Source organism: Calditrichota bacterium, from assembly GCA_020637445.1.
Lineage (GTDB): Bacteria > Electryoneota > RPQS01 > RPQS01 > RPQS01 > JABWCQ01.
The window spans coordinates 593,817-619,691 of record JACJVZ010000001.1 but is presented as its reverse complement, the minus strand read 5'-3'; the positions used below and the strand labels follow the sequence as shown (position 1 = coordinate 619,691).

Sequence of the window (25,875 nt, the reverse complement as noted above, 5' to 3'; positions counted from 1 at the left end):
CAGCGGACGGTTAAATGCCTGTGTCTTCATCTTCGGCGGCGGACACTTCGTCCGGCGTTGGCAGCCCTTCCGGCCCCGCCGTCTGGAATCCCGCTGCGCGCAGAACAGAGTCTTCCCAAGTCGTATAGCGGTCGATTGAGAATCTCGTCGTACCGACAAGATTGAATTCGTCAACCAAATCGACCAGCGTCATAAATTTCGCCTTGGGGTGAACGCGCGCGACCACAACCACACTGTCACCATACTTGTCATAGCGTGACATCAAGCTGTCACGCAAATTCTCCCATTCGAGCGGCTTGGGCAACGTGTCGCCGACCTGAATCGCCAACGAATCGTTGTTCAATACGTAAAATGTGAGAAGTTTTTCTTTGAAAACCTTCGCTTCGGACGGCTTCACATCCGACGGAGGAAGAACCATCTCCATTGCAGTCGGAAGACGGAAGACCGTGGTCACCATGAAGAAAATCAGCAGCAGAAACGCGATATCCACCATTGGCGTCATGTCGATACGGATCGAGACTCGCGGCCTTTTCCACGCTTTTCCTTCTTCCGGGCGTTTGGAACCGCCACCACCAACATCTACAGCACCCATGTTCCTTGCCCTTTAGCTTTCTTCTACTTCTGTGACCATGTTCACGAACAGGAGATCGTTCTTCTGCAAGGTATTCAGGACCTTTTCTATCGTGCCGTACGACGCATCGCGGTCGGCTTTCAACACGACCTTTTCAACCAGTCGCTTAAGCATCAGCCTTTCGATCGGCTTCGCAATCGAGTCCGGCGAAAATTCCACGCCTTTCGTGGACAAACCCTTAATTTCAGCCAAGCCGTTTTCAACGTCCAGTGCAGCATTGTCGAGCGTCATGTAGACCTTGTTGTCCCTCGGAATCGTGATTACGATAATGTCCGTTTCGGGCAACTGACGAACGGAGTGCGACGACGGCGTTTGCACCGCCACTTCTTCCGGCTTCTTGAAGACCGTTGTCGACATAAAGAAGATCAACAACAGGAACGCGATGTCCACCATCGGCGTCATGTCAATCGAAATCGGAATTCGGCGCTTTTTTGGAGCAGCCATAACTTGTTCCTTCCTAAATTAGCTAAGTCCGGAACCCGCTACTACTCTTTGTCTTTCAGAATTTCCACCATCAAATACGCCGCTTCGTCGATCTCGTAGTTGAACTGGTCAACCTTGTTCACGAAGAAGTTGTAGGCGACGATACCCAAAATCGCAGCGAACAGACCGAGAGCCGTGTTCACGAGCGCTTCCGAAATACCACGGGCAAGCTCGGCAGCGTTCGGCGCGCCTTGAGTCGACATAGCGGCAAACGCGCGAATCATACCGACCGTCGTGCCCAGAAGACCCGTCATCGTGGCGATGGAAGCGATCGTCGAAAGCGCAATCAAGTTTCTTTCAAGGAACGGAACTTCCAACAGACGCGCTTCGTTGATCGCGCGCTGCGTGTCGGAAATCTTCTTTTCGCCGTGCATCGACTTGTCAGCCTCAACACGCACCCACTGTTCCGCGCCGGCTTTCAACACCGCGGCAGCCGAACCACGCTGCTTATCGGAAACTTGGATCGCCTGATCGTATTTGCCTTCACGCACGGCTTTTGTGAACTCCGAGAAGTACACGGGAAGCGGACGGGCGCCGCGAGCGCGATTCAATGTAATCACACGCTCGGCCACGAACGTAATCAACATCAATGTCAGCGTAATCAAAATCGGCACAATCGGTCCCGCCAAGCTGATCTGGTGGATAAGCGGAGTCTCTTCAACGCCTTTATCCATGACCGGCAAAATCGCGAAATAAAATACGAACGACAACACCAACGCTGCGAGCAGCGTAATAATTGTGAATGTTCCTTGCTTCATGCTCTAGTTCCTTTTTCCAATCAGTTTTAACCCGGGATTGGAGATTTATCTCATTGACTTCAAAAATTCGCCTACTTGCTGACACTTCTCCTTGCCGTCGCTGTTGCCCAGTTCGGCAGCGCGACAGTAGGCATCAACCGCCTTTTGTACTGTCGCTTTGTCAGGCTTCTCTTTCGAAAAATAGTAGCAGTCTCCCAAATAGACCAACATCTGGCTGTTGCTCGGGCACGCTTTGAGGCCCGCCTGCAACACCGGAATCGCGGCCGCATAGCGCTCACGCTTCAAATCGATATAGGCATTCAGAAGATGCGCGTCGCAGTTTGACGGATCGCGCTCGATGACTCGGTTGACGGCATCGCGCGCCTTGTCGTACTGCTTGGTCTCAATATAGCTATTGACGAGAATCAGGCCATACTTGTCCAGCATGGCTTCATCCGCCGACAGTTCATTCAAATATTCCCCCAGCGCCGACTGGTCGTCCAGTCTTTGCAGCAAGCTGACTTTACGGGTCACGTCACTCGAAGATCCGGGAGTAATTTCCAACTGCTTGTTCGTGTAGAACAAGGCAGAGTCAAGCTGTCCATTCTTGTCAAACGCGCGGGCAATGTTCGCGTAGGCGTCTTGCGTTTTGGCCACTTCTCCGTTGTCCGCAATCGCATGTTCCATGGACACGATAGCCAAGAGCAGCAGTTCGCGACGCAGAAGCCCCTTGTCGTCAAGTTTTGTTTCCGGTCCACGGAGCACAATCGCCGCGGACTTGTAGCGAGCTGAAAGCTCCATCTTCAGCGCGGCAATCGAGGGATCGTCCGCGACTTTGGCATGTTCAGAGTAGTCCCAAGCCTGATCCTCGAACTCGTCGGCCATATTCTGGCGACTTTCCTGTGAAATCGAATCCGCCGATGCAATATAAAACGTCGAGCGCCCCACAAAATACTCGGCTTCCGCCAGCGACAGCGAAATGTCTTCGCGGTCAGGACGAAGCGCAAGCGCTTTTCTCAACGGCGCAATTGCGGCACCGTAGAAATTCTTCTTTTCGGACTTCGACAAATCCACGTAGCTGCGACCCAACCAGTAGTTCGGCAAGAAATCATCCGGCGTCTTTTCAACCGCCTTCGCAAACTCCGCAGATGCTTCCGCAAAACGACCTGCAGCATAGCGAAGACGCCCACGCAGATAGTCTACTTGCGTATTGCTTGGGTCTTTTTCCTGAACGACCTTAAACAGTCGATCCGCTTCGTCGTACTCTTTCAGCGACAGCAGTGTCTGTCCGTACTCAAATGCGATATCCGGATTGCCTTCGTCAAGACCCCACGCTTTCGCATAATTATCTTTGGCGAGAGCAACTACGTTCGCGTTGTTGTAGATACGAGCAAGCATCAATGGATAGAGCGGATTATCCGGATGCTTAGCCGTGGCACTTGCCAAAATGGGCGTCGCTTCCGCAATCTTGTTTTGCTTACCTAAAATCAGCGCGCGCGAAACTTTGATCTCGTCGATCTTGCCCTTAGGATCTTTCTTCTCTGCTGCCCCAACCACTCGATCCGCGTCATCCAACTTGTTCATGGACACGTACAAGGTGGTCAAGTCCACGACCGCGGCCGGTTGCTTTGGATTCAGTTCAACGGCCTTTTCCAAGTACTCGATGGCCGCCGTTGTGTCGCCCAAGAAGAGCTCCGCGCGGCCGCGAAGGCGCCACGCTTCGTCATTCTTCGGCTCAAGGTCGGTCCCTTGCGCAGCAAGAGTCTGCACTTCGGCCCACTTACCACTCTTTGCCAAGTCACGGGCCTGATCGAGGGGTGGATTGACGGCGAAACAAGGCTGGTAGACCAAGCCGGTCACCAGCATCGCAATTGCTATGAGGAAACTACGTGAATACATGCGATTTGAACAAGTGTCCCCGAAGGTTCTGGGGAACGAAAGGAAGCTGAGGAATTAAGAACTCAATATACCCAACCGAAGCAAAAAGAGCAAGTTAGCTTCTTGTTAGGCCTATTTTTTTCGTTCCGCTTCTTCCCATCCCTGAAATCTCGGTTTTTGGCTATATAGCCTATTCTCAGATATTTACTGACGATTGCCCGAACTTGGCTTGGAAGAAGACGAGGCCAAGGCTTTTGCCTCATCGAACAAGCCCATGGCTGCCTGAACCTGATCGTCGTCCTGAATGCGAATCATGTTGTAGATGTCGCGGTTGTTAAACACCAATCCGGCGATCTCGCCCTTAATTTGGGTCTTCGTAAACCACAAATCCTGATCCCATCGCGGCTGATCAATCTCGATCTTTTCGACTTCGCACATTTGCTTGAACTCATCGAGCATCTGATCCGTCACCTGAAAGTCGCGCGCGAATGCATCAGCGTTTTCTTCGATGTTCGGATGTTCTGATACGTACTTTGAAGCGTATTCAAAGTACATTCTCTTGCTGAAGAGCTGAGCCGTGAGGGTATTTGTCTTGGCAGGCAAGATCGTCGAATCTGGAGTAATTCCTCCGCCGCCGTAAACGACACGACCACCATCCGTCATGAATTTCTCACGCGGAGTCGTGTCCTGAGCGGCTTCTTCCGGAGCATTCGGATCTTCGTCGTCGCGGCCCTCCATGATGTATTCCGCGAAGCCCTTGTCATATGGCCTTTGGATTAACCGACCCGTCGGCGTGTAATAGCGAGCAGTCGTGATACGAACGACCGATCCGTCTGGCATTGGATACGGGGTCTGGACCAACCCCTTGCCGAAACTAACTTGTCCTACGACGAGCCCACGATCGTGATCTTGGATCGCGCCTGAAACAATCTCGGACGCAGACGCGCTGCCATGATTGATCATGACAATTAAGGGCATGTCATATCTCGCGCCGATTCCCGTCGAACGAAACTCAGAATTTGATTTCGGCGTACGGCCCTTGGTGTACACCAGCAGCATATCTTTCCGCGGCATAAACAAATCTGCCACTCGCCATGCCTGATCCAAGTACCCACCCGGATTGCCGCGAAGATCGAGGAGCAGCCGCTGCATGCCGTTGTCTTTCAGACTATCGAGTGCCGCCACGACTTCATCGGTCGTCGTTGACGTAAACTGGTTGATCCGGAGATAACCGGTTTCCTTGTCCGGCATCATGAATGCCGCTCCAACCGAGAAAATGGGTATTTTGTCGCGGACGATTTCAAACTCGAGCGGCACTTCTACGCCGGGTCTCTCAATCGTGACACGGACAGAACTTCCTTTTTCGCCGCGCAACTTCCCGAAGACTTCATCGTTCGTGATTCCGTAAGCCGAAAGGCCGTCGATTCGCGTAATCTTGTCGCCGGCGCGAATACCCAACTTGTCAGCGGGCGTTCCCGGGATCGGCGATATGACCGTCAGCCAGTCGTTCTGAATCGTGAATTGAATTCCGATCCCTTCGAAGTCACCGCGGAACTGTTCGGCGATTTTCTTCTGTTGATCCGCGGGAATATATACGGAGTGCGGATCGAGCTCCTTGAGCATCCCTTCTATCGCACCTTCCAACAACTTCGAAGCATCTGGATCTTCGACGTAGTTGTCTCGTACCGCGCGCAGAATATAGTTCAGCTTGTTTAGCTGCATGTTGACGTCGCCGGGATTGTCCGCGAAGAGCATCGGCCCCCACAACAATCCTCCGCCGACGATCATGACACCAAGGACCGCCATCACGTAGTATTTTCTCGATCGCTTCAATTCATTTCTCCTGCTTTACTATGCTCGCGTAGTGCTCGGCCAGCAACTCTGCTTCCGCCTGCGATATCTCACGACCGCGGCGAACGGCGGCGACACGAGCCGATTCCAACGTTCTTTCCAACGGCTCCACATGGAAGCCGTCTTTGCCGCCCCATGAAAAACTTCTAATAAACCTCGGCGGATAACCGCCGCCGTAAACATTCGCGCCCACTCCAACAACACTGCCGGTGTTGAACATCGTGTTGATACCCGTCTTCGTGTGGTCACCGCACATCAAGCCGACGAATTGGCGGCCGCTGTCGACAAGTTTCTGGTTCAACTTCAGTTTCACCGGTCCGTAGTCGTTGCGCAAGTTCGAAACCACGGTGTCCGCACCCAAGTTCACCCATTCCCCCAAATGGCTGTTACCCAAGAATCCTGCGTGCTGTTTGTTGCAGTAGCCTTGCATGATCGAATTGCTGATTTCTCCGGAAATTCTACAGTGCGGGCCGAAGGACGAATTGGTATACAAAACCGCACCAGCTTTCACCCTTCCGAAATCACCCAATGCAAGCGGCCCCTTGATGTAGCAGTGCGGTTCAACAGTCACGTGTTTTCCAAACCAGATCGATCCATCAGACGTGTCTAATACCGTCGAAGGCATAATGTGCGTTTCTTCGCCTGCATAAACAGGAGAAGCGCCAATTCCCGTTACTCCCGGCGGAAACAACAGTTGCGGACTTCCCAACAAGCTCTCGCCTCCTTCAGACAGGGCGAGCTTAAGCAGAATGTCATTCTGGGCCATGTAATCCCAGACGAAACAGGCCGCGTGGCCACCAATTTGGTCAATTGGGACTGCCCCATCTACCTGTTTAACGAGGAACTTGGCAAGCTGGGTTCCGGAAAGGTGCAAGTATTTCGAAATATTTGCCCCGTCGATCTTTGTCCACATCACTTCACCAAGCGAATCCACGACCGCGCCGGGCAAAGGTCCGTCGATATCCGGCAGGCTAAGAAGCCGTCCGTTCAGGACAATCACCGAATCCCCCGAATCCGTCCACTTGTCGTCGAATCCCGCGATTTCAGTTGACTTTTCGGTCAGATTCTCGCGCGGTCTCAGGCTGATCGCGTAGCCTGCCGTGCGGAGAGGAGATAGCCATTCGCGCAATGTCCCGAGTCCGGCCCGGATTTCCCACGATGGCCTGATTACATTCAAAGGAAAGAGATTGCCAGACGAGGCTTCGTCTTCGAATATGACGATGCGCTTGGCTGACAGCCATTGCTGCGGGATGATACGATGAGTGATTCTAAGCACGTACGAAGAACTTTCCCGGTAATTGTCTGATATACCCTTTGAGCTCCATCATCAAGAGTCGACTGAGGACCTCACCTGTTCCCTGCCCCGCCTTGTCGGATAAAATGTCAATGTGAATCTTGTCGTCACCTGGAATCAGGTCCCAGAGCTGGCGTTCAGGTTCCGCAAGATTTGGAGCAGGAGCAGTGGCAGATATCTGTGCTGCACGTGTTGATACTTTGATCAAATCCAAGATGTCTTGTGCGCTGTCAATTAGCGCCGCGCCTTCTTTGATTAACTCATGGCACCCTGCCGCCTTGCCCCCCACGACAAATCCCGGAACAGCTCCAACCTCTCGGCCATATGATCCCGCGAGGCGAGCAGTTATAAGTGCGCCTGATTTTTCCGGAGCTTCAATAACGACGGTAGCTAAGGACATCCCCGCAATTATTCTGTTGCGCTGTGGAAAGGTAAAACCACTCGGTTGGGTTCCCGGGGGATATTCGGAGACAAGCGCTCCTCCGGCATCGAGAATTTTTTGCGCAAGTGTCTTGTGTCCATCGGGATAAATAATGTCAATTCCGCAGCCAAACACCGCTTCGGTCGGCAACGCTCGCTCGAGCGCAGCAAGATGAGCCGCGCCGTCGATTCCGCTGGCCAATCCACTCACAATATATATCCCCGATCCTGCCAGTCCATTGATGATTTCTTTGCACGCCCGTCTGCCGTAGTCACTCGCTCTGCGAGTTCCAACAAATGCCACTCGCCGGGCTTCCGCGGGCATCGTCCCCCGCACAAAAAGCACCGCGGGAGCGTCCTGTTCAAGTTCCTTCAGGAGTCTTGGATACTTCTCATCCCAATAACTTATCACTCGGGCGCCGCATTTGTCCGCCGCTTCAAGCTGCTTCTTGCCAAGGTCCCCGTGGACATCGGCTTTACGAATTGCTTCGATTGCCTTCTCGCCAATTCTCGGCACGGACCTAAGCGATCCATCTCCCGCGCTAAAGACCTTGGACGGCTGCCCAAAATCCTGAACCAATCTAATTGCCCCCCACGAACCTATGCCCGGTACGGCAAGCAGGTTCAAAAGCGCGATTTTCTCTGAATCGATTAGTCCCATTCGTCTTCGAACTCGGTTTCTATGTGCTTTGACGGCGGTTCGGGGAGTTCATCTGGTTCACGAAAAACTCGCGGAGTGGGAGCGTCCTCAAGGAGCTTCCAGAGTCTCTGAATCAACTCCTCGATCCCTGAGTGTGTCGCCGACGAGATCGTATGCTTCCAGGGTCCTTTGGGAAGTTTCTCGCCCTCCTGCCACAAGTCTGTCTTGGAAAGGACGATCAACATCGGACGTTTCAGCAAGTCGGGGTTCCACTTCTTCAGTTCTGCTTTCAGGATTTTCAGATCTGCCTTGATGTCGGCACTTGTGCAGTCCAAAAGAAACAACAGAACCCGCGTACGTTCGACATGACGAAGAAAATCGTATCCGAGACCTTTGCCCCCGGACGCACCTTCGATCAATCCCGGCAGGTCCGCCATGACGAAACTGGTGTATTCGCTCGGACGAACAATCCCGAGATTCGGTGAAAGTGTTGTAAACGGATATGGCGCAATCTTGGGCCTTGCGGCTGTGAGAACTGAAAGCAGCGTAGATTTTCCGGCATTGGGCAGCCCCACCAAACCGACGTCTGCTACGATCCTCAATTCAAGCAGGAGATTCCGCTCGATGCCGGGTTTGCCTAACGTGGCCTTACGGGGAGCTTGATTGCGCGACGTGACGAAATTTATGTTCCCGCGTCCTCCTTTTCCACCCTCAGCGATGCAAATGCGCTGGCCCGACTCAGAGAGATCCGCGAACAACCCTTCTTCAGTATAGACCTGCGTACCGACCGGGAGTTTAATCTCAATGTCTGCGCCATTCTTCCCGGTGCACTTCTTTCTCCCCCCCATTTCTCCGCTTACCGCCGAATATTCAACTTGATGCCGCAAGTCCATGAGTGTATGCAACTGTGAATCCGCAATCAAGTATACGGAACCGCCGTTGCCGCCATCGCCGCCGTCGGGACCGCCCAGCGGTCTGTAGGCTTCGCGTAGAAACGACACGCGGCCGTCTCCGCCGTCTCCGGCTTTGACATAAATTTTGGCGCGATCTACAAACATTGGAAATGGTTCGCGGAAAGAGAATGAGTGGCTAAAATGAACTGGGGCCGGGTGCGCTTTGGTTCACACCCGGCCCCATCGTAGGACTTAAACGATCTTGAACTGAGTCACTGTCAAGATTACTTCATCAACACCATCTTGCGAGTGGAGCTGGTGCCGTTCGCTTCGAGACGGTACATATAAACACCGCTCGCCAGATCTGCGCCGTCGAACGAGTACTTATGAACACCGGCGGAAAGCGCTTCGGCGTCCACCAACGTCGCTACGACTTCGCCGAGGACGTTGTAAACCTTCAAGCTAACCTGCGTGGCATTCACGAGGTCAAACTGAATGTTCGTGGTCGGGTTGAACGGGTTCGGGAAGTTCTGGTAAAGCTGGAATGCCGTCGGCAAGGAACCGCTGCGGCCAACTCCAACTTCGGCACACGGATCTTCCGGATCGAACGGAACCGCACCGGTACCAACGGCTTGGGCGCCGTCAATGTGCAGAGTCGGGGTCGTCCAATCGAGCATGTTTTCAACACCACCCCACTCCGGCAAATCGGACAGAGCGATACGCTGATAATACACGTTGTTCAAAGTCGTGCAGCCTTCGTCTTGCGGAACGCCGCCGACACCCTTGTCCAACACGTACTCAAGGTGCAGGTAGCCAACGCCGCCGTCATACGTAACGGTCGGGTTCAAAGACTGATCGCGTTCGTGGAAGGCTTCGCCGCAAGGAGAAAGAGTCTCCGTCACGGTGTTTGTCAAGTTGACCGGATTGTACCACGTACGACCGTTGTTGCACGAAGCCGTCAACATAATATCGGCGCTCATCGAGTAGTTTTCGTCATACTGAGCCGAATCATGCTGAATGTACGAGCAGTACATCATGCCGGTCTCGTTGTCAAACGCCATGCTGGGACGCTGAACCATCAATTGCCAAGCGTTGTCACCAAGCAGGAACGAGGAGTCATTTTCCGTGTAGGTCGCGAACTGATTGTGGTTCACGATGCAAGAGAATTCATCCGTGTCCTCACCCCAGTGCCAGATGCTGGACAAGTTGATGAAGGCAATCGGCGGATCGGTATATTCAGGATAACCGAATTCATAGTAGGTACGGCACGTGAATGCAACGTGAATGTTGCCATCCTGGTCAAACTCAACATCCAAACAGGTGTAAGGACGAAGAGTGTCACCGTTGCAAGCAATCGTATCGCCGGAAGCGCAGTTCAGGTCAGGCTCGATCCAAGACGTCAGGTCGACTGGGGGTGCCCAGTTCATACCGCCGTCTTCAGAGATAGCAAGCATCAGGTTGTTGTTCAACTGGGAAACACCCGGTTCGTCGCGGGCATCGTTGAAGACCACGGCTACGCGGCTGTCCACAGGCGAGGTTGCAACGTCAGGAGCAATAACTTCACCCGCACCCAACAGAATGTACGGATCGCCATTATCGAACGTAGTGTACTGAACGTCAATGCCAACGGGATCGCCACCCGACGTATCATAAACGGGCGTGGCCTTCCAGTAGAAATAGCCTTGATCATTGTCGGATGAACCCGTCGAAACACCGTGTAGCGTTCCGTCGTCATCGCGGGTTACTTTCGGCCAAATCACAGAAGCGTCACCAAACACGCCCACACCAAACGGGGTGAACGCGCCGACGCACGGCTGGAAGTCGATCGATACGTGCGTGGAGATGTCCGGGTCACCGGGGGCGGTTGAGTGGTATGCCGGAAACGAGAAACCGCTCGGCAACACAGCGTTCGTCACATAACCGGCGCGAACCGTGTTAGCGGCAACACCGCCGGCAGGAATCAGGCTGTTCCAGTTTGACGTCGCGGCGTCCCAGCAGTTGTAATAGGCGTCGCGAATGGAGAAATCTTCCGTCACGCCGTTCATCCAAGCGCAATGGACGTTACCCAAATCATCAACACCAATCATTCGGCCAACCGTGCCGTTGTGCTGATAGTCATAGTACGTCGTTCCAGCAACGTACTGATCTCCAATGACGTCCAGTCGTCCTACTTGCGAACGAACTGGTGCCACAGGAACGTGGTTCAATTCAAAGGTCTTGCCAATTTCCCGAGTTTTCTGGTGCACATCGATTCTCTTCGATGCAGCGGGTGCGGCCCATGCTGCCGCAGCAACCGACAGCACGAGAGCAAAAACCAAGTACTTCTTGATCATGGGATACTCCCTTTCTTGCTCCTGCGGGTTACGCAGGTTGTCTATGCAGGTGATTTATAAGAACGTGCTTTTAGCAAATTTGTAATAACTTACACAGCAACTTCTAAAAAGTCAAGTGCTTCTTTACCGACCCAGCATTTTGAAATAGGCGTCGATCCAGTTGTGTCCCCAAAACAGGCAAAGCACCAGCGAAACAGCAAGAAATGGGCCGAATGGCACTGATCTGTTTGCTACGTCTTTTCTTAAGATTAATAAAAACAACGCCAATAAAGTCCCAAGCGCTGATGCCACAAAGATCATCAGAAGTGTAAGTTCCCAACCAACGTACGCACCAGCCATCGCCCCAAAAACAACATCTCCACCTCCCATAGCCTCTTTTTTGAAAACGAATTTCCCACCCAGCAACAAAAGGAGGAATATTCCGAACCCCACTGCAGAGCCAATCAGGGCGGATTTCAGGGAAATCATATCAAAAAACGCTGCTCCGACAAGCCCGATGGCCAAGAGCGGCACCGTAATCGCGAAGGGTAACAGCCAGTGTCTTAGGTCAATGATGACCAGTGCCAGCAGGCCAATGAACAGCAGGCCGAACGCCATTCCCGAGTACGTAAACCCCCATTTCCAGACGGCGAAAACCGCGAAACACGCGGAAAGCAGCTCAATTATTGGGTACTGAATCGAGATTTTGCTCTGACAATTTCGGCACTTCCCGAGCAAAATCAGCCAGCTTAACACGGGTATGTTGTCATACCACGAGATCGGCGTTTCGCAGGCGGGACAACGAGAGCCGGGATGTGTCAAAGACTCTTCAGCAGGCAGCCGGTAAATCAACACATTGGCAAAGCTGCCAAAAGAAGCACCCAATATCCCGGCAATGACCAAGAACGGCAGTGCCGGCATTTCGCCCCACGGTGTTGGAATTTGCAAAATACTCCTCCCAGAAAGAAAAGGTGACTGCACGTAATATGCAGTCACCTTTCTTAATTAGCAAGCCCTGTGCCCTTACGATCCCGCTTGAATCGCGCGACCGAGCATAAACACCGGCAGGTAGATTGCGATCAAAATAATGCCAATTACGCCGCCGATCAAGATAATCAACAGAGGCTCAATCAACGAAGTCAGACGGCCAATCGTTGCGTCGACCTGTTTGGAATAGAACTCCGAAACTTTTTCGAGCAGCTTGTTGATTTCACCGGTTTCTTCACCGGTCTGAATCAGCTGAACCATGATCGGCGGGAAGACTCCGGTCTTCTTCATGGCCACCGAAATTGCATATCCGTCTTTGATCATATGCTGAGCATCGCGCAGCGCATTGCCGATGACGCGGTTCTCGACCACTCGAATGGAGTGACTGAGCGATTCAAGGACAGGCACACCTGATCCAATCAAAATACCGAATGTCCGTGCAAATTTGTCCATCAACGAGGACATGAGAAGACCGCCGAAAATCGGCAGTCGCAGCTTTAGGCTGTCCCACGCAAGTCCGCCGCGCTTTGTCTTTGTCAAAACCCACAAGCCCGCGATTGTGAGAAAAACGACCAGAATTACAAACGGTGCTTGGTTGACCATCAGGTTCGATATCTTTACCAGAACCAACGTTGCGAACGGGAGCCGCGCCGAGAACTTCGAATAAACGTCTTCGAACATCGGCACCACCACGACCATTAGGAAGGTGATAACAATCGACAAGAAGATCACGGAGAAGACCGGATAGGACATCGCCGAGACTACCTTACGATGCGTATCAGAAACCGATTCAAGATAGTCGGAAAGCTGCTCCAAAATCACATGGAGGTTACCCGAAACTTCACCGGCATGTACAAGCGCAACAAACAGATTTGAGAATACGCCGGGATGCTTCGCCAAACACTCGGACAGCGCATAGCCCTTCTTCAAGTCCGTGGCGACCTGAACCAGCACCTTCTTGAATCTGTGATTGCGTTCTTCAGTCAGAAGATTCTGAATCGCGCGCTCAATCGTCAATCCGGCCGAGAACATCGTCGAAAGCTGGCGTGTAAAAAACACCAAGGTTTTCAGCGGAACACGCGTTCTCCACCTGTATACGGCGAGACTCAGCTGTTCGCCGACGCTCATTTCGTCAAGCGCCAGGCCTCCCTTGATCTCACGCACGGATACGATCTGCGCGGCGCCTTTGCGGCGCAAAACTTCAACCGCAGCCTCGTAGCTCGCGGCCTTGATGTTATCTTCCTGACGGTTGCCCGCGGCGTCTTTGATGACGTAACTATATGTCGGCATCGCCTGTTTGCCCGTCCGATTGATTTAGATTACATATCCATGACCGTCACACGCAACAGCTCGTGACTGGTCGTAATTCCCGCAAAAATCTTTTTGAAAGCCGCGTCACGGAGCGTGACCATTCCGTTGGCAATAGCGGCATTGCGAATTTCATCCTGGTTCGCATTGTCAAACACGAGCGAACGGATATTCTTCCTCATTTCGAGAATCTCGAAAATACCCGTTCGTCCGTGGTAGCCAGTGTTGCGACACTGTGCACAGCCGCGGCCGCGCCAGAACTTGCGACCCTTCAGAAAGTCCTTGTCGATCGCGAGCATCTGCATTTCAGATTCATCCGGCTCGTATTCCACTTTGCAGTGCTGGCAGATTCGACGCACAAGACGTTGAGCCATCACGAGGTTCAGCACCGAACCGCAAAGGAACGGAGGCACGCCGATATCGAGCAAACGAGTAATCGTCGACGGCGCGTCGTTGGCGTGAACCGTCGAGAACACAAGGTGACCCGTCAACGCGAACTTCACCGCAATGTCAGCGGTTTCTTCGTCTCGAATTTCACCGATCAGCAATTTGTCCGGGTCCTGACGCAGAATCGATCTTAGCGCAGCGGCGAAGGTCAAACCGATCTTCGCTTTCGTCTGCACCTGATTGATGCCCGGGACGTGGTATTCGACCGGGTCTTCCACCGTCGTGATATTGTCTTCGACGCTCTTAATCTCGTTCAGAGCGGCAAACAAAGTCGTCGATTTACCGGCACCCGTCGGGCCCGAGATAATCACCATGCCGTAGGGCTGGCGAATCCAGCGGCGGAAAATCATGCCGTCCTCGTCGTCGAATCCGAGGGTCGTCAAGCTGAACGCAAATCCCGACTTGTCAAGCAAACGCATCACGATCTTTTCGCCCGTAACGAGCGGCAAAATCGACACACGCATATCGATCTCTTTTTCTGCCGTGCGCACCGTGAAACGGCCGTCCTGCGGCAAGCGTTTCTCAGCGATGTTCAGCTTCGAGAGAATCTTGACACGCGAAACAATACCTGAATGCGACGCTTTCGGCGGACGCATCACCTCCATCAGAACGCCGTCAATACGGAAACGCACGACGAGCGCTTCTTCATACGGCTCAACGTGGATGTCGGTCGCGCGCGACTTGATCGCGTCTTGCAGCATGAGATTCACGAGCTTGACGACCGGAGCATCTTCCGTGCCCCCGGTTTTGCTCATGTCTACGAGACTCTCATCGTCCTCGTCAGACGTCGCAAAAAACTGAAGGTCGCCGATTGCCTCGGTGACTTCGCCTTGCTTGCGGATTTTCTCGTACGAATTCTCTATGGCCTGCAGAATTGCGGCGGGAGAAGCCAGCTTCGCGTCCACATGCTTGCCCGACAGCTTCTGAAGATTGTCGAGCGCGACAATATCATCGGGATCAGCCATCGCGACAACCAACGTCGTCGGCGACAAATCCAGCGGTATCAGAAGGTGCTCTTTTGCAAAGCCCTCCGGAACCACAGTCAGCGCATTCCCGTTCTTTGCCGCAAGCAAATCAGCGGGAACAAACTCAACGCCCCACTGTTCGGACAGCGCACGAAACACCTTCTCTTCGGTAATATGACCAAGAGACACAAGCGTTTCGCCGATCTTCTTGCGTTTTTCTTTTTGCCGCGTCAGCCCTTCATTGAGCTGCTGCGTCGTTATGTGACCCTCGCGGATCAGGATCTCGCCAAGCTTCTCTCTCATAGTCTCAAGTTACGTCCTGTCGTCCAAATATGGGCCGGAGCCGGTGTTGTCCGGCTCCGGCCTCCGTTTAATCACTCTTTTCGACTCGCAGAATTCATCAACCGACGCCGCGGCGGAAGTTGATTACCTGCGAGTCCGTCGCATCCGGATATCCAATCACCTCTACTCGAACTTCTCCGGGAATTTCCGGTGTCTGTGGATCCGGGAAAATGAATGAGGCGGATTCGACCAGCCAAAGCGAACACGTTCCATCCGGGAAGCCCGAGAACTCGGGGCCGGTGATGGCCGTGCTGCGCGTCGGCGGCGTGCCATTCGAATTACTGTAGATTCTTCCGCGCTGTGCCGTGTAGTAAACAGACTGACCGTTAATCAGCACTTGGTGTCCGTCGCGCACAATCGCCTGAAGCTCAATTTCACACGGATCGCCGTCGGCCACAAAGTGCCACGAACCCGGCATACAGTTGAGAACGATTGCAGGCTCTTGCACCGGAAGTCTGAAGATAAACTGTCGAGACGTTCCGTTTGCAGTCTGCGCGATAATTGTCACGTCTTCGTTCGTTACAAGTGACGTGTAGCGCAAGGTCGTGTAGGCGACACCAGCGTGTGTTTCGCCGTCGGCATTCGTGTTGCCTACGACCACTTCTTCAGACAAAATCTGCGCGATTTCGCCTTCAACAACAGTGAAGAACACGGCCGTGCCGTTGATCACGTTGTTTCGGGCAGCGTCCTTGATCAGGGCACTGATTTCCACATCCCACGCAGCACCACCGGCGTGCGTACCGATTTCGTTCACACCGATCTGAATTTCTGCAGGCGGACCGGCAACGATAGAGCCAGACGCCGGGCTGCATTGCTCGATTCCGGATTCCCTAGTAATACAGGCATTCACCAAAACAGGTCCAACACCGGTTCCGGCATTGAGCGTCGCGACTGCCACACCGTTTGAAGTTTGCGCCGAATCGACGAGACCGCTGTTGTTGATATTGGCACCTTCAGGTGCATCCTGACTCAAAGTGAACGTCACCCAAAGTCCATCTTCCACCGGGTTACCGTTGGCGTCAAACACTCTCGCTTCAATTTGCGACCAGTCTTGACCACCCGACCCGCTCACCAACATACTGGACGGATTCAAGGTCATGGAAATTGTGCTTCCATCACCCGGGTTTACGACAAACGTCGTAGATGAGCTGTCCAGCCCTGAAAGCAGTTTGGCTGTGACGACACCGACACCTGCCTGTGTTCCCGAACTGATTTGGGTAATCGCTTGGCCTGAGGTATTCGTATTCACAAACGGCGCTATGGATCCTAATGTCGTCGTAAAAATTACGACTTCACCTTCGCGAACCGGATTGTGGAAGGTATCTTGCACAACGGCCGTGACCGCCGCCGAGCCACCGATCGTGATCGGGGCGATGGGCCTAATAGTGACGAGGTTTGCTTCGCCCGGTTCGATACTCATAACAAGCGGATCGGAGAACACGCCGTCGACTTCAACGGTGATTTCCGGCGGGCTCTGAGGTATCGAATTGCAGAGGTAGTAGTAATTCGTCGTATCCGGATGGCCGTTGACCAATCTGGTTGAATCATACTTGAAGTCGCCGCACTGAGTCGCGTTGAATTTCGCATAGTAGCCGGTTACAGGCGTGCCGTTCGCAAAACGAACTTCAAGGTTCAATGCGATGGAGTCACGACCTGCAACGCCGCTCGTGGTCGCCGACGTCAGATTCACAAGTCCGATACCGGAGGCCGGAATGATACGAACATTAACGGTGTCGCGAAGACCCCACTTTTCGTAGCGAGCCACCACCTTCGAAGAATCTTCAGGGTCTTGTTCGTTCGGAATGTTCATTCCGCAGAAATCGACCGTCGCCACACCGAGTTCGTTCGTTATCGCGAAAGATTCCACGGATCCGTGGTCAGGCGCACCGAAACGGATAGTATCGTTGCCCACTGCTTCACCGAAAACGTTCTTAAGTGTAGCCGTAATCGTCGCCGCAGTAATACAGCCGTCCGCCTCAATTTCACGGTCGCTGGTCGTCAATTCCAACGTTCCCAGAACGCGGGGGACTTCGGTCACCGAGATCGTCGCGGAATCGCGCAACGAACCCGCACGCACGTAAATCGTGAAATTACCAAACTGACGATTGTTGTACCACCACGTCGTCGTACGACCGGTGGAATCCGTCACGGGAGGATAAACCAAGAGTCCGCCCGTGGCCGTCAAGTTTAGCGACACGTTGGGAACTCCGCGGTTGCCCGAATCCACGATTCGAAGGTCAATACGAGCCGAGTCGTCGGCGAGTTCTGACGCTTCAACTTCCTCGGGCGTTACAATCATCGTCACCGAGTTGATTTCTTCGTCTGCTTGGCGCACGGCGATGCTCACTTGAGCCGTTACGCCGCCCGCGGTTGCAGAGATAACCTGATTACCCGCTTCGTTGTACACACGGAACACGCAATTGACGCGTCCCAGTGCATTCGTGGTGTCCTTGAGGTCCGTGTCCACGAATTCAATGGAGCCAAGGTCGTTGTCGAGCAGCGCGATGTTCACCTTTTGATTAGGCATCGCAAGGCCGCGCGTGTCCGTCACAATCACTGTTACATTCGTTGACGCCGAGTCGTTCGGCAGGAATGCCAGTGTGTCATTGCGAACGCCGGTCAAGATCTGAACAGATCCGACCACATCGCCGCCACCACCACCTGTGTCGGTGCTGGTCTTTTGTTGGCAGCCGACGCCACTCAGCAGGATCGAAATGGCGGCCACGATCAAAGCTGCCCAGCGGATGAGTTTCATTTTTGCCTCCATATGTCCCTCCGGGTCATTTGTTTGGTTGGAAACCGACCGGAAACTTCGATCTAATAAAGTCTCCGGATGATTCCTGCCGACCCTAAGGATAATATCTCTTGTTATCTTTTGCTTGCGGTGTCGATGATCAGTGCAATCGTTGCAACTTGGGCAACGACTGAAATAACATCCTTAATACGTTCCCAGCTCGTCGTACGCGGCCTCTGTGGCACGAATAGCACGTCGCCCGGATCCACCGATACACGGCTGGTATAACGAAGCTGCGAACCATTGCGAGCCTTAAGAATCACAGTGCGGCCTCTCCAGCCCGCCGAGTTCTTTCCACCCGCTTCTTTCAAATAGTGACTCAGGCTTGCACCTTCAACCCACGGAACTTCGCCCGCATTGTTGACATACCCCAAAACTCGAACCCCTAAAGGCTGAGACGGTACGTCAAGTTTGTCACCGTCCTGCAATACTACTTCGCCCGACCAACCGGCTTCGCCTTCTTGAGCGGACAAATCGAGCACAACCGTACCGTACTTCCAACGCGCGAATTCCGCCGACATTTCAAGGTCGGCAAGCATCGTCGGATCGTCCTTCTGAGACATCTTCATCGGATTGGTCGATAAGCGGCGCCGCTCGACTTCAATCCGGTCATCCGACATGCGAATCAGGCGCGCCGACTGCGCAGCCGCATCCGGGAGAAGACCTCCCGCTTGCTGCAGCAATTCTGCAACCGTAGTCTTGCCGGGGACGATTGAATATCCACCCGGACGACTTACTTGACCGCTTATGGTCACCGAGCCGAGTGTATCGCTTTTCGGCCTTCCGCCGACATACAATCTGTCGCCGGCATGGACCTGCTGTTTCGAAAGATCACCAGAAAGATCAATATCCGTCGTCGATCCGTTCGCCGATTCCAACGTGACACGATGGGCATCGGCCAGGGTCGTCAATCCGCCCGCAAGGTCGAGCAAAGTTCGAATGTTGTCGCCGTCCGCATACTCGTATAGGCCGGGAATGCGCACTTCGCCAAACACACCCACTTCAACGCCGTCGCTCTTGCGCGGCACAAAGATTACGGCTCCATCCCGCAGATAAGGATTCATTTCAAGATTTCCGCCTTGATAAAACCCTTGCATATCCGCATGAACCGTGCTGCCGTCGCGGCTGTCCCGCATTTCAATCTGTCTCATCGACGCAGCCGTCTTCAGAACCGTATCGCCCGCTATCAACTCGAACGAACTTCTGAAACCTCCGGCTTTTTCGATTGCATCCGCAACCCGGGACGTTGCCGGCAAAGTATAGGTACCCGGCAATGTCACGCTTCCGGTCACGTGGACCCTGAAGCGGCGAGGCTCGAGCAAAGACACGGAAACGTTGCCTTTTCGCAAAGCACTTTCGAACTCGCGTGCGATTGCATTCTCCGCTTCGGCGAGGGACAGACCCGCAACCTCGACGGGGCCCGCAAACGGCACGGCAACTCGACCTTCACCGGTGACAAGCGTCGGGACCTCTTCGTACGATGGGCTCCAAACTTGAAGAATCAGTTTGTCGCCCGGACCGAGTAAATATGAGTCGCGGTCTATCACTCCTTCATAAACGGCAAGACCAGTCGTCTCGACAGACGGAGTATTGGTCAGACGTTTCAGAATGTCGGATCGCAATGACTCGCTGCCAAGTCCCGCCGTCTCTTGTGCCGATAGTGACGCAACTCCAAAGATCAACAAACCAACCCAGCACCACGCCGCGACCTGCACGCGCGGCCTGCGCTTATTCGTTTCCTTCACCCTTTGTCTCCGGCAAGAAACGATCCTGAACTTCTTTAACGCGCGACGGGAGCTCGAGGGCATATCCCGTGCCGATAATATGCGGAGTAACCTGAATGATCAAATCGGTCTTGCGGGTCGACGTCGACTTATGACGGAACAGGCTTCCAATGAACGGAATATCGCCGAGGAACGGGAAGCGGTGTTCGGTCTTCGAAGATTCAACACCCAGCAGACCTCCGATTACGACTGTCTCTCCGTCCTTGATACGGATTGTCGTTTGCGACGTACGGCGCTTCACCCACGGAAGCTGCGTGTCCGAAGACTCAAGGAACTGGAAGATCGAGGAAAGCTCCGGCGAAATGCTCGTCGTGATATAGCCGTCCGAGTTGATTTTGGGAGTCACTTTCAACAATACACCGACAACCACTTGGTCAATCTGGACCTGACCACCGACGCCGCCGCTGCGGGCAACGTACGGAATCTCGTCCACAACCTGAATGGCGGCTTCCTTGTTGTTCAAGGTTGCCACGGACGTATTGGCGAGCACTTCCGCGCGTCCAGTCTTCAGCAAAGCGTCGATCGCAATTTCAAACGCGGTCGCTTGCTTGGTCCAATAACCAAGACGGCGGCTTTCCATCGGGAAGAACGGCATCTGCGCGGGAACACGGCCGCGCACGGACGGGTCGATACCCGACAATGTGGAAGTTCCGTCTGTGTTGACCGGATTTCCGTATTGATCGACGGGCGTCTCGGAAATAACGGTCTGAATGGACGAAAGTCTGTTCCAGTCCATTCCCAGAGCCTCTTCGTTTTCGACGGCCACTTCAATCATTCGGCACTCCAGAACAATCTGAAGCGGCGGAATATCCACTTCGCGAATGATACGCTGAATGTCCGCGAGAACTTTCGGACTCGTTACCACCAGCAGCTTGTTGCCCGTGGAGTCAATCGTGATTCCCGCCTGCATATTGGCCAGCATCTTGGACACCGTTCCGGCGTCCGTGTACTGCAAGTCAATTACATAGGAATTCAATCCGACCTGTTCTTGCAGCTGTTTTGCCGGCGCCACCAAGAAGGACTTGCCCACGATTTCGTAGGACAACCCCGCCGCGCGGACCACAAGGTTCATGGCCTGCTCGATGGGAGTGTCCTTAAGGTGGATGGAAATTCTTTCTTCTTGATTTACTTGCGGGCCAGTCACGATATTGAAACCGCTTTCCGCAGCAAGAATGGAAAGCACCGACGGCAGAAACGCGTCGTCGGCGTCAATCGTTACAGGTCGCTGAAGCGCGTCGTCACCTTGCGCCATGACGGGCGTCTGCGCAATCAGCGTCAAGACCAGCGCGGTTGCCACAAGTCCGCCGCGCCACGCGAACGAACCAAGGGTCCGCCCCAGAGAATTACGGAGATGCATTGCCAGTTTCAAAAGCCTGTTCCTTTATCTCGGCTAAATTTGCTAATCTAATTCTTTGTAAAATCCCCGCCCGCGGTACAACTAAAAGTTGCTGCCGCCGCTCAATGACGTTTCCCGCTCCGAAAACTCGCCTTCTGGCGCAGCTTCGTTCACGAGTACAAGCCTCGATCCGCCTTTCGTAAGTACCATCTCGGCGGGCCCAATCGATGCCACACGGAACCCGTTCAGTTCGTCTCCGATTCTCAGCACGTGGCTGCGTCCCATGAACTTCACGATTCCAGAAGGCGAGTCACCCAACACCGTGCATGAAAGTCTCATGCGGCCGCGCTGTTCAAGGGTTTCGCGTAGACCGAGACTTGCCAGAAATGACCGCGACTGAATCGTTCGCGTCAGATCGAACGGGTCGACCGTCACCACTGTCTGGTAAGCGATCCGGTCGTTCAAATCCTTCTCAAGAGTGTTGACTGTCTCTTCAAGCTGCTGGTCCGTACCCAAGACGATTGCCTTGTTACGCATGGTTTCGATACGCTGCGAGATTCCGTAGTTCTGCCAGCCTATCCAAATCATTGTGGCCACCAACAAGGTGAGCAGGATTCCCCACAATACATTTATTCGTTGCGACATATCGTTGTGGCCTTATCGGCTTATTTCTGTTTGATCAGAGTCAAAGTGGACAGCTCTATCATCATCGGACGTTTGTCGGTTAAGCCGTTCTTGGCCATTGCCTGCACTTGCTTAACCTGACTGGACAATTCGAACTTGTCTACCGTCACCAAACGGTTGCTCTTTTCCACGTCGTTCAAGAAGTTCACAAGAGACTTGTAGCTTGTGTAGACTTCCATGTTATAAGGAGTCGCCAAATACGTACTGTAATTGCGGCGGCGTCCCGGTTCAATCGTCTTCAAGTCGATGTCGTGATCGCGCAGAATGTCCGTCACCTGATTCATGAACGGCAGCGACGCATCTTCAGCCAAAGAATCTCGCTGCGACTGAGCCAAGTTGCCTTCAATCAGGCGCGTGACCTGCTGCAGTTCGTTGGCGATAATCTGCGCGGCAATCAACTTTTCGTTTTCTACTCTGATTTCCTCGTCCAACTCGCGCACGATACCCGGCTTCGGCTTATAGACAAACTTTAGGTAGTAGTAAAAGCCGCCGGCGGCGATGACTAAGAGGATCAGTGCGATAATTGCTTTTCTCACGTGTTCCTCCTACGAGCCTTGGACAATGGTTCTGGACGCGCGAATCTTCTTGCCGCGATCAGGATCCCTGGTGATGCACTCCACAGAAAACATCAACACATCCTGATCTTCGACAATTTTTCGCAGCGATTTGTCAAACTTGACTTCAAACATCCCCTGACGGAAATCCGGGGTAGTCTTCAGCAGGTCGACAAAACTTGATATGATGTCAAATTCCTTTTCCGAAGAATCGACTTTGGCGATACAATGCAGGAAGAAGCGGTTATTGGCCAGCTCCAATCCCGTCAGTGACATCCCCTGCGGAAGCACATCGGCCAGAACCTCGAGACGGCGCGCCCACAAAAAGCGTTCGGTCTCCAAATTCGCAAGGGCCATCACGTCGTCTTTCGAGACGTTCGTGCCTTCCCGTTTCAGGCTGTCCAACTCGTACTTGATGCGACTCAGCTTGTCACGGCGATTCTTGATCACGTCGTTCAAAGCCTGATTCTGCGCCCAAGTGATGCCGCCCAAGACGACGAACACAAGCGCCATCAAGAACAGCAGCAGAAAACTGCGGCGCTCCTGACGACGCTGACGAAGGACGAGTTCACCTTCGCCTTTGTTCAGATTGATTGTAAATACTCTTACCATTTGCTCTTGGTCTGTTGCCTTGTGGCCGATGTTTAGTAAATCGCCTGCGCGCGCAGGGCCAGGCCGACGGCGGCCGCAAACTGAGGATGATTCTGCACGTCTGCGTTGCCTTCCAGAATGCTGAAAGGATCGTATGCTTCAACCGGAACGCTGAATCTACCCGATAGATAGTCGCAAAGCTCTTGCGACGAGGCCGTTCCGCCAAACAGAATGAATTTCATGATACCGCTCTGCCCCGTTTCCTTGACGTAGTAACGGATCGAACGGTTGATTTCGTCGTACAACTTGTCGATCGGTGATTTGTCGGCAACCGAGAGACTTGCGGCCAACGTGTCTGCTCCGCCGGAAGCCATCGGTTTCAAATCTTTTGCCGTCAACCCTTGACGCTTCTTGATCTCTTCGGCTTCGGCAAACGTGCAATTCAGCTTGTTCATGATATCTTCGGTAAAGCTCCACCCTGCCACCGGTAGATCACGGCTGAAATACATGTCTTTGCGGCCGAGAATCACCAGATTCGTACGGCGCGCTCCGATATTCAAGAAGCAATAGACGCCCTCATCGGGAAGCTCTTGACGCGCGATAAACGAATTGACGCACGACAACGGTTCAAGATCAACAACGCCGGGCTTGAGGTCAAGCTCGCGTAGTATGTCAAGATGAGCGTCCAGCGTACGCTTGGTCGTCACAGCCAATAGCACACGAACCTTGTCGGCCTCACGTGTGTCATCACCCAGAATCTGATAGTCCACAATCAGCTCCGATCCGTCGAGCGGAAGATGCTTGCGGCCTTCTTGATTCAGGGCACTGGCCATTTCGTCATCGGGCATGGACAAGGAACGAATCTCCTTGGTTGCCATGTTAAGGCCCGAAAGACACGATCCGAGATGCGCCACACGGCTGGGTTTTAAGCCGGCTTCACGGAACATATCCAAAACGATTGGCACGATCGTGGCCTTCTTGGGACCATCCAAATCGTACCGCTCGTTGTGAGCGCTGTAAAGATCGCGGCTCCACGCGCCGAGTAGACGGCTGTTGTCGTGATGCTTTTCAGTTACGACGAGTTGAATCGCGTGTGAACCAATATCCAGGCCCACGCGAACATTTGATTTTAATCCAAACACGGGATCTCCAAAGCGAGAGAGGAAATCAAGAGAGGTTTCTGCTCTAAGTTGTCGGGCAAAGCTGCGGCAGATGATCTATGAGGAAGGCCGCGGCACGATTCGAGTCGGCCTGCGGGCGAACTCCGCCCGCAGGCTCTAACTGACAGATTTGAGGGAACGTTTCGGACGCACATGGCGAGGTCCGCACGAATTCTACGATTCGGTTAACCTTTAGTTATACCGAACGCGCCGGTCGTGCGCTACCTCCACGGGATCTTCGGATGCCTGTCCCCATTGGACGATGTTGTAAAGCACCCGGCCGTCTTGGTCCGTTGCTCCGAGGAAGCACGGCGGACGCTGCGCGAGGAACCGCTTATCGTAGTGATAGACCTTGTTGTACCCGGTGCCGCCGTGATTCGAACGGTGCACATAACCACGCCACCTCTGAGTTATCGAACCGGTCATGACGATGTTTCCGCGTTCGTCAGGCGAGGGGCCAACATAGGGGTCAAAGACGTCGTTCATCTGGTGGAACTGGAAGCTCTGACCAAGCACGACGATTGCGCATGTCAAAACAATATGGCAACCGGCCTGATTCGTAACATTGTGATTGCCGCCGCAGTCTTCGCGACCGTTGGCGATAGTGTTGTCGATGTAGACCCACTTTTCGCCGACAATACCGATCATGCTTGTCGCTCCAGCGGGAAGGTCGCCTGTCACCACATTCGTGCCGCTAATCTTGACGTCGTCAATCAGCCAAATGTTTTCGGAGCAACCGATGGTCACCTTGCAGCCTTCCGGCTCAATGGCACCTTCTATTTCAAGTCGGCCGTGAACAAAGATACAAGCCGCGGGCGACAGCGGAATCGAAATCGAAGAGGCCTCCAGAGAGTCGAAGTCCGTTCCCTCAGGCCAGTGGTAAAGGAGAGCGTTTCTTCCCCGGAGTCTGCAACGCCACTCTTCGCCGTCTTGCTCAAAGTGCTGCGTCAACGGATCGTCGCGCAGCGGTCCGGCAAGCTCAGGCAACAAAACGATTGGATGGTTGAAGACAGGATCGCCGCCCAAGAATCGGAAGGCCGGGTTCGGCGAACCGGGGCGGAAGCCCACCTTCGCAGTTGACACGATATCATACGCGACGGGCAATCCGCCCACGTTCTGCGTGGCAATCCAGTCGTTGGAGTGAGTCCGGCCCCACAATGTATCACGCCCAAAGAACCTAATGATGTCACCCTCAAACGTCAAGGACGTTTCCTTGTCCGTAAGGTACATGTAGTCGACGAAGCTGCGGACTTGGACGTACAAAACTGCTTTTCGTACGACCTTATGGACGTCATCCTTCTGCCACGGAACTTCCACCTCACCGACAGCCGAGATGCGGTAGTTCTTCGAGAAACTGAAGTTGTCACCGCCACCCGTTCCGGCAAATACCGGTTCAATGGTCACGTTGTCGTAGCGTCCAACGTCTGCAACCGAAGCACCCCCCAAAGTGATGCTCGATGAAGGCAACAAGCCTTCCTGCTGTTGGCTAAACCAAGTCAGCCCTTTTTCGATTACGCCCGACTGGGCGCAATAGTAGGCCTGCATGGCCGCATAGGCATGTTCGCCTTGATAAGTCTCGTCCGTTGCCCACTGCATAAACGCGATACCGGTCCCAAGCAGCGCTAATACAAGCGCGAACATGGCTACCATGACGTATCCGCCGTCCCGGCGAGTTGCGTTGTGTTGTGAGGTCCTGTTCATGATCCGTTCCCTATTGATCTGTGAAGGACATGTCGTCGTTCGGGCAGCCCGACAGCTCTTTGGCTAAGCTCCCGCGCCCTGAC

20 protein-coding genes are annotated in these 25,875 nt (G+C 53.6%); all 20 read right to left on the bottom strand.

Annotated features, from left to right (window positions below; genetic code table 11):
- Positions 1–10 precede the first annotated feature (10 nt).
- Complete coding sequence (locus tag H6507_02365) at positions 11–592, bottom strand: biopolymer transporter ExbD (protein ID MCB9367947.1); 582 nt, start codon at positions 590–592, stop codon at positions 11–13.
- 12 nt (positions 593–604) lie between these two features.
- Positions 605–1,075, bottom strand: coding sequence for a biopolymer transporter ExbD (locus H6507_02360; GenBank protein MCB9367946.1), 471 nt, complete (start codon positions 1,073–1,075; stop codon positions 605–607).
- A gap of 41 nt (positions 1,076–1,116) precedes the next feature.
- Positions 1,117–1,872 carry a MotA/TolQ/ExbB proton channel family protein gene (locus H6507_02355; GenBank protein MCB9367945.1) on the bottom strand — a complete coding sequence of 252 codons (756 nt, stop codon included), beginning with the start codon at positions 1,870–1,872 and terminating at the stop codon, positions 1,117–1,119.
- A gap of 45 nt (positions 1,873–1,917) precedes the next feature.
- Positions 1,918–3,750: a tetratricopeptide repeat protein gene (locus H6507_02350; protein MCB9367944.1), complete on the bottom strand. Its 1,833-nt coding sequence runs from the start codon at positions 3,748–3,750 to the stop codon at positions 1,918–1,920.
- 183 nt (positions 3,751–3,933) lie between these two features.
- Positions 3,934–5,562, bottom strand: a complete 1,629-nt coding sequence (locus H6507_02345) for a S41 family peptidase (protein ID MCB9367943.1) — start codon at positions 5,560–5,562, stop codon at positions 3,934–3,936.
- Position 5,563: 1 nt separating this feature from the next.
- Positions 5,564–6,856, bottom strand: a complete 1,293-nt coding sequence (locus H6507_02340) for a hypothetical protein (GenBank protein MCB9367942.1) — start codon at positions 6,854–6,856, stop codon at positions 5,564–5,566.
- Positions 6,849–7,955 carry a DNA-protecting protein DprA gene (gene dprA, locus H6507_02335; protein MCB9367941.1) on the bottom strand — a complete coding sequence of 369 codons (1,107 nt, stop codon included), beginning with the start codon at positions 7,953–7,955 and terminating at the stop codon, positions 6,849–6,851. The genes H6507_02340 and dprA overlap by 8 nt, the downstream gene beginning before the upstream one ends.
- A complete protein-coding gene (gene obgE / locus H6507_02330) occupies positions 7,946–8,992 on the bottom strand; it encodes a GTPase ObgE (protein MCB9367940.1) in 1,047 nt (348 codons plus the stop codon). Before obgE ends, dprA begins: the two co-directional genes overlap by 10 nt.
- 119 nt (positions 8,993–9,111) lie before the next feature.
- A complete protein-coding gene (locus tag H6507_02325; GenBank protein ID MCB9367939.1) occupies positions 9,112–11,160 on the bottom strand; it encodes a T9SS type A sorting domain-containing protein in 2,049 nt (682 codons plus the stop codon).
- 123 nt (positions 11,161–11,283) lie between these two features.
- Positions 11,284–12,087: a prepilin peptidase gene (locus H6507_02320; GenBank protein ID MCB9367938.1), complete on the bottom strand. Its 804-nt coding sequence runs from the start codon at positions 12,085–12,087 to the stop codon at positions 11,284–11,286.
- 75 nt (positions 12,088–12,162) lie between these two features.
- A complete protein-coding gene (locus H6507_02315; protein MCB9367937.1) occupies positions 12,163–13,416 on the bottom strand; it encodes a type II secretion system F family protein in 1,254 nt (417 codons plus the stop codon).
- 29 nt (positions 13,417–13,445) lie between these two features.
- Positions 13,446–15,149: a Flp pilus assembly complex ATPase component TadA gene (tadA, locus tag H6507_02310; GenBank protein ID MCB9367936.1), complete on the bottom strand. Its 1,704-nt coding sequence runs from the start codon at positions 15,147–15,149 to the stop codon at positions 13,446–13,448.
- A gap of 97 nt (positions 15,150–15,246) precedes the next feature.
- Complete coding sequence (locus H6507_02305) at positions 15,247–17,943, bottom strand: hypothetical protein (GenBank protein ID MCB9367935.1); 2,697 nt, start codon at positions 17,941–17,943, stop codon at positions 15,247–15,249.
- A 113-nt stretch (positions 17,944–18,056) separates the two neighbouring features.
- Positions 18,057–19,727: an SLBB domain-containing protein gene (locus H6507_02300; GenBank protein MCB9367934.1), complete on the bottom strand. Its 1,671-nt coding sequence runs from the start codon at positions 19,725–19,727 to the stop codon at positions 18,057–18,059.
- Positions 19,711–21,135, bottom strand: a complete 1,425-nt coding sequence (locus H6507_02295) for a hypothetical protein (protein MCB9367933.1) — start codon at positions 21,133–21,135, stop codon at positions 19,711–19,713. Before H6507_02295 ends, H6507_02300 begins: the two co-directional genes overlap by 17 nt.
- 69 nt (positions 21,136–21,204) lie before the next feature.
- Positions 21,205–21,747: a hypothetical protein gene (locus H6507_02290; protein MCB9367932.1), complete on the bottom strand. Its 543-nt coding sequence runs from the start codon at positions 21,745–21,747 to the stop codon at positions 21,205–21,207.
- Positions 21,748–21,767: 20 nt separating this feature from the next.
- Positions 21,768–22,322 carry a type 4a pilus biogenesis protein PilO gene (gene pilO / locus H6507_02285; GenBank protein ID MCB9367931.1) on the bottom strand — a complete coding sequence of 185 codons (555 nt, stop codon included), beginning with the start codon at positions 22,320–22,322 and terminating at the stop codon, positions 21,768–21,770.
- A gap of 9 nt (positions 22,323–22,331) precedes the next feature.
- Complete coding sequence (locus H6507_02280) at positions 22,332–22,952, bottom strand: hypothetical protein (protein ID MCB9367930.1); 621 nt, start codon at positions 22,950–22,952, stop codon at positions 22,332–22,334.
- 32 nt (positions 22,953–22,984) lie between these two features.
- Positions 22,985–24,073 (bottom strand): pilus assembly protein PilM, encoded by a 1,089-nt coding sequence (gene pilM, locus H6507_02275; protein MCB9367929.1) that lies wholly within the window; start codon positions 24,071–24,073, stop codon positions 22,985–22,987.
- Positions 24,074–24,283: 210 nt separating this feature from the next.
- Positions 24,284–25,792 carry a hypothetical protein gene (locus H6507_02270; protein ID MCB9367928.1) on the bottom strand — a complete coding sequence of 503 codons (1,509 nt, stop codon included), beginning with the start codon at positions 25,790–25,792 and terminating at the stop codon, positions 24,284–24,286.
- Between the last annotated feature and the right edge of the window lie 83 nt (positions 25,793–25,875).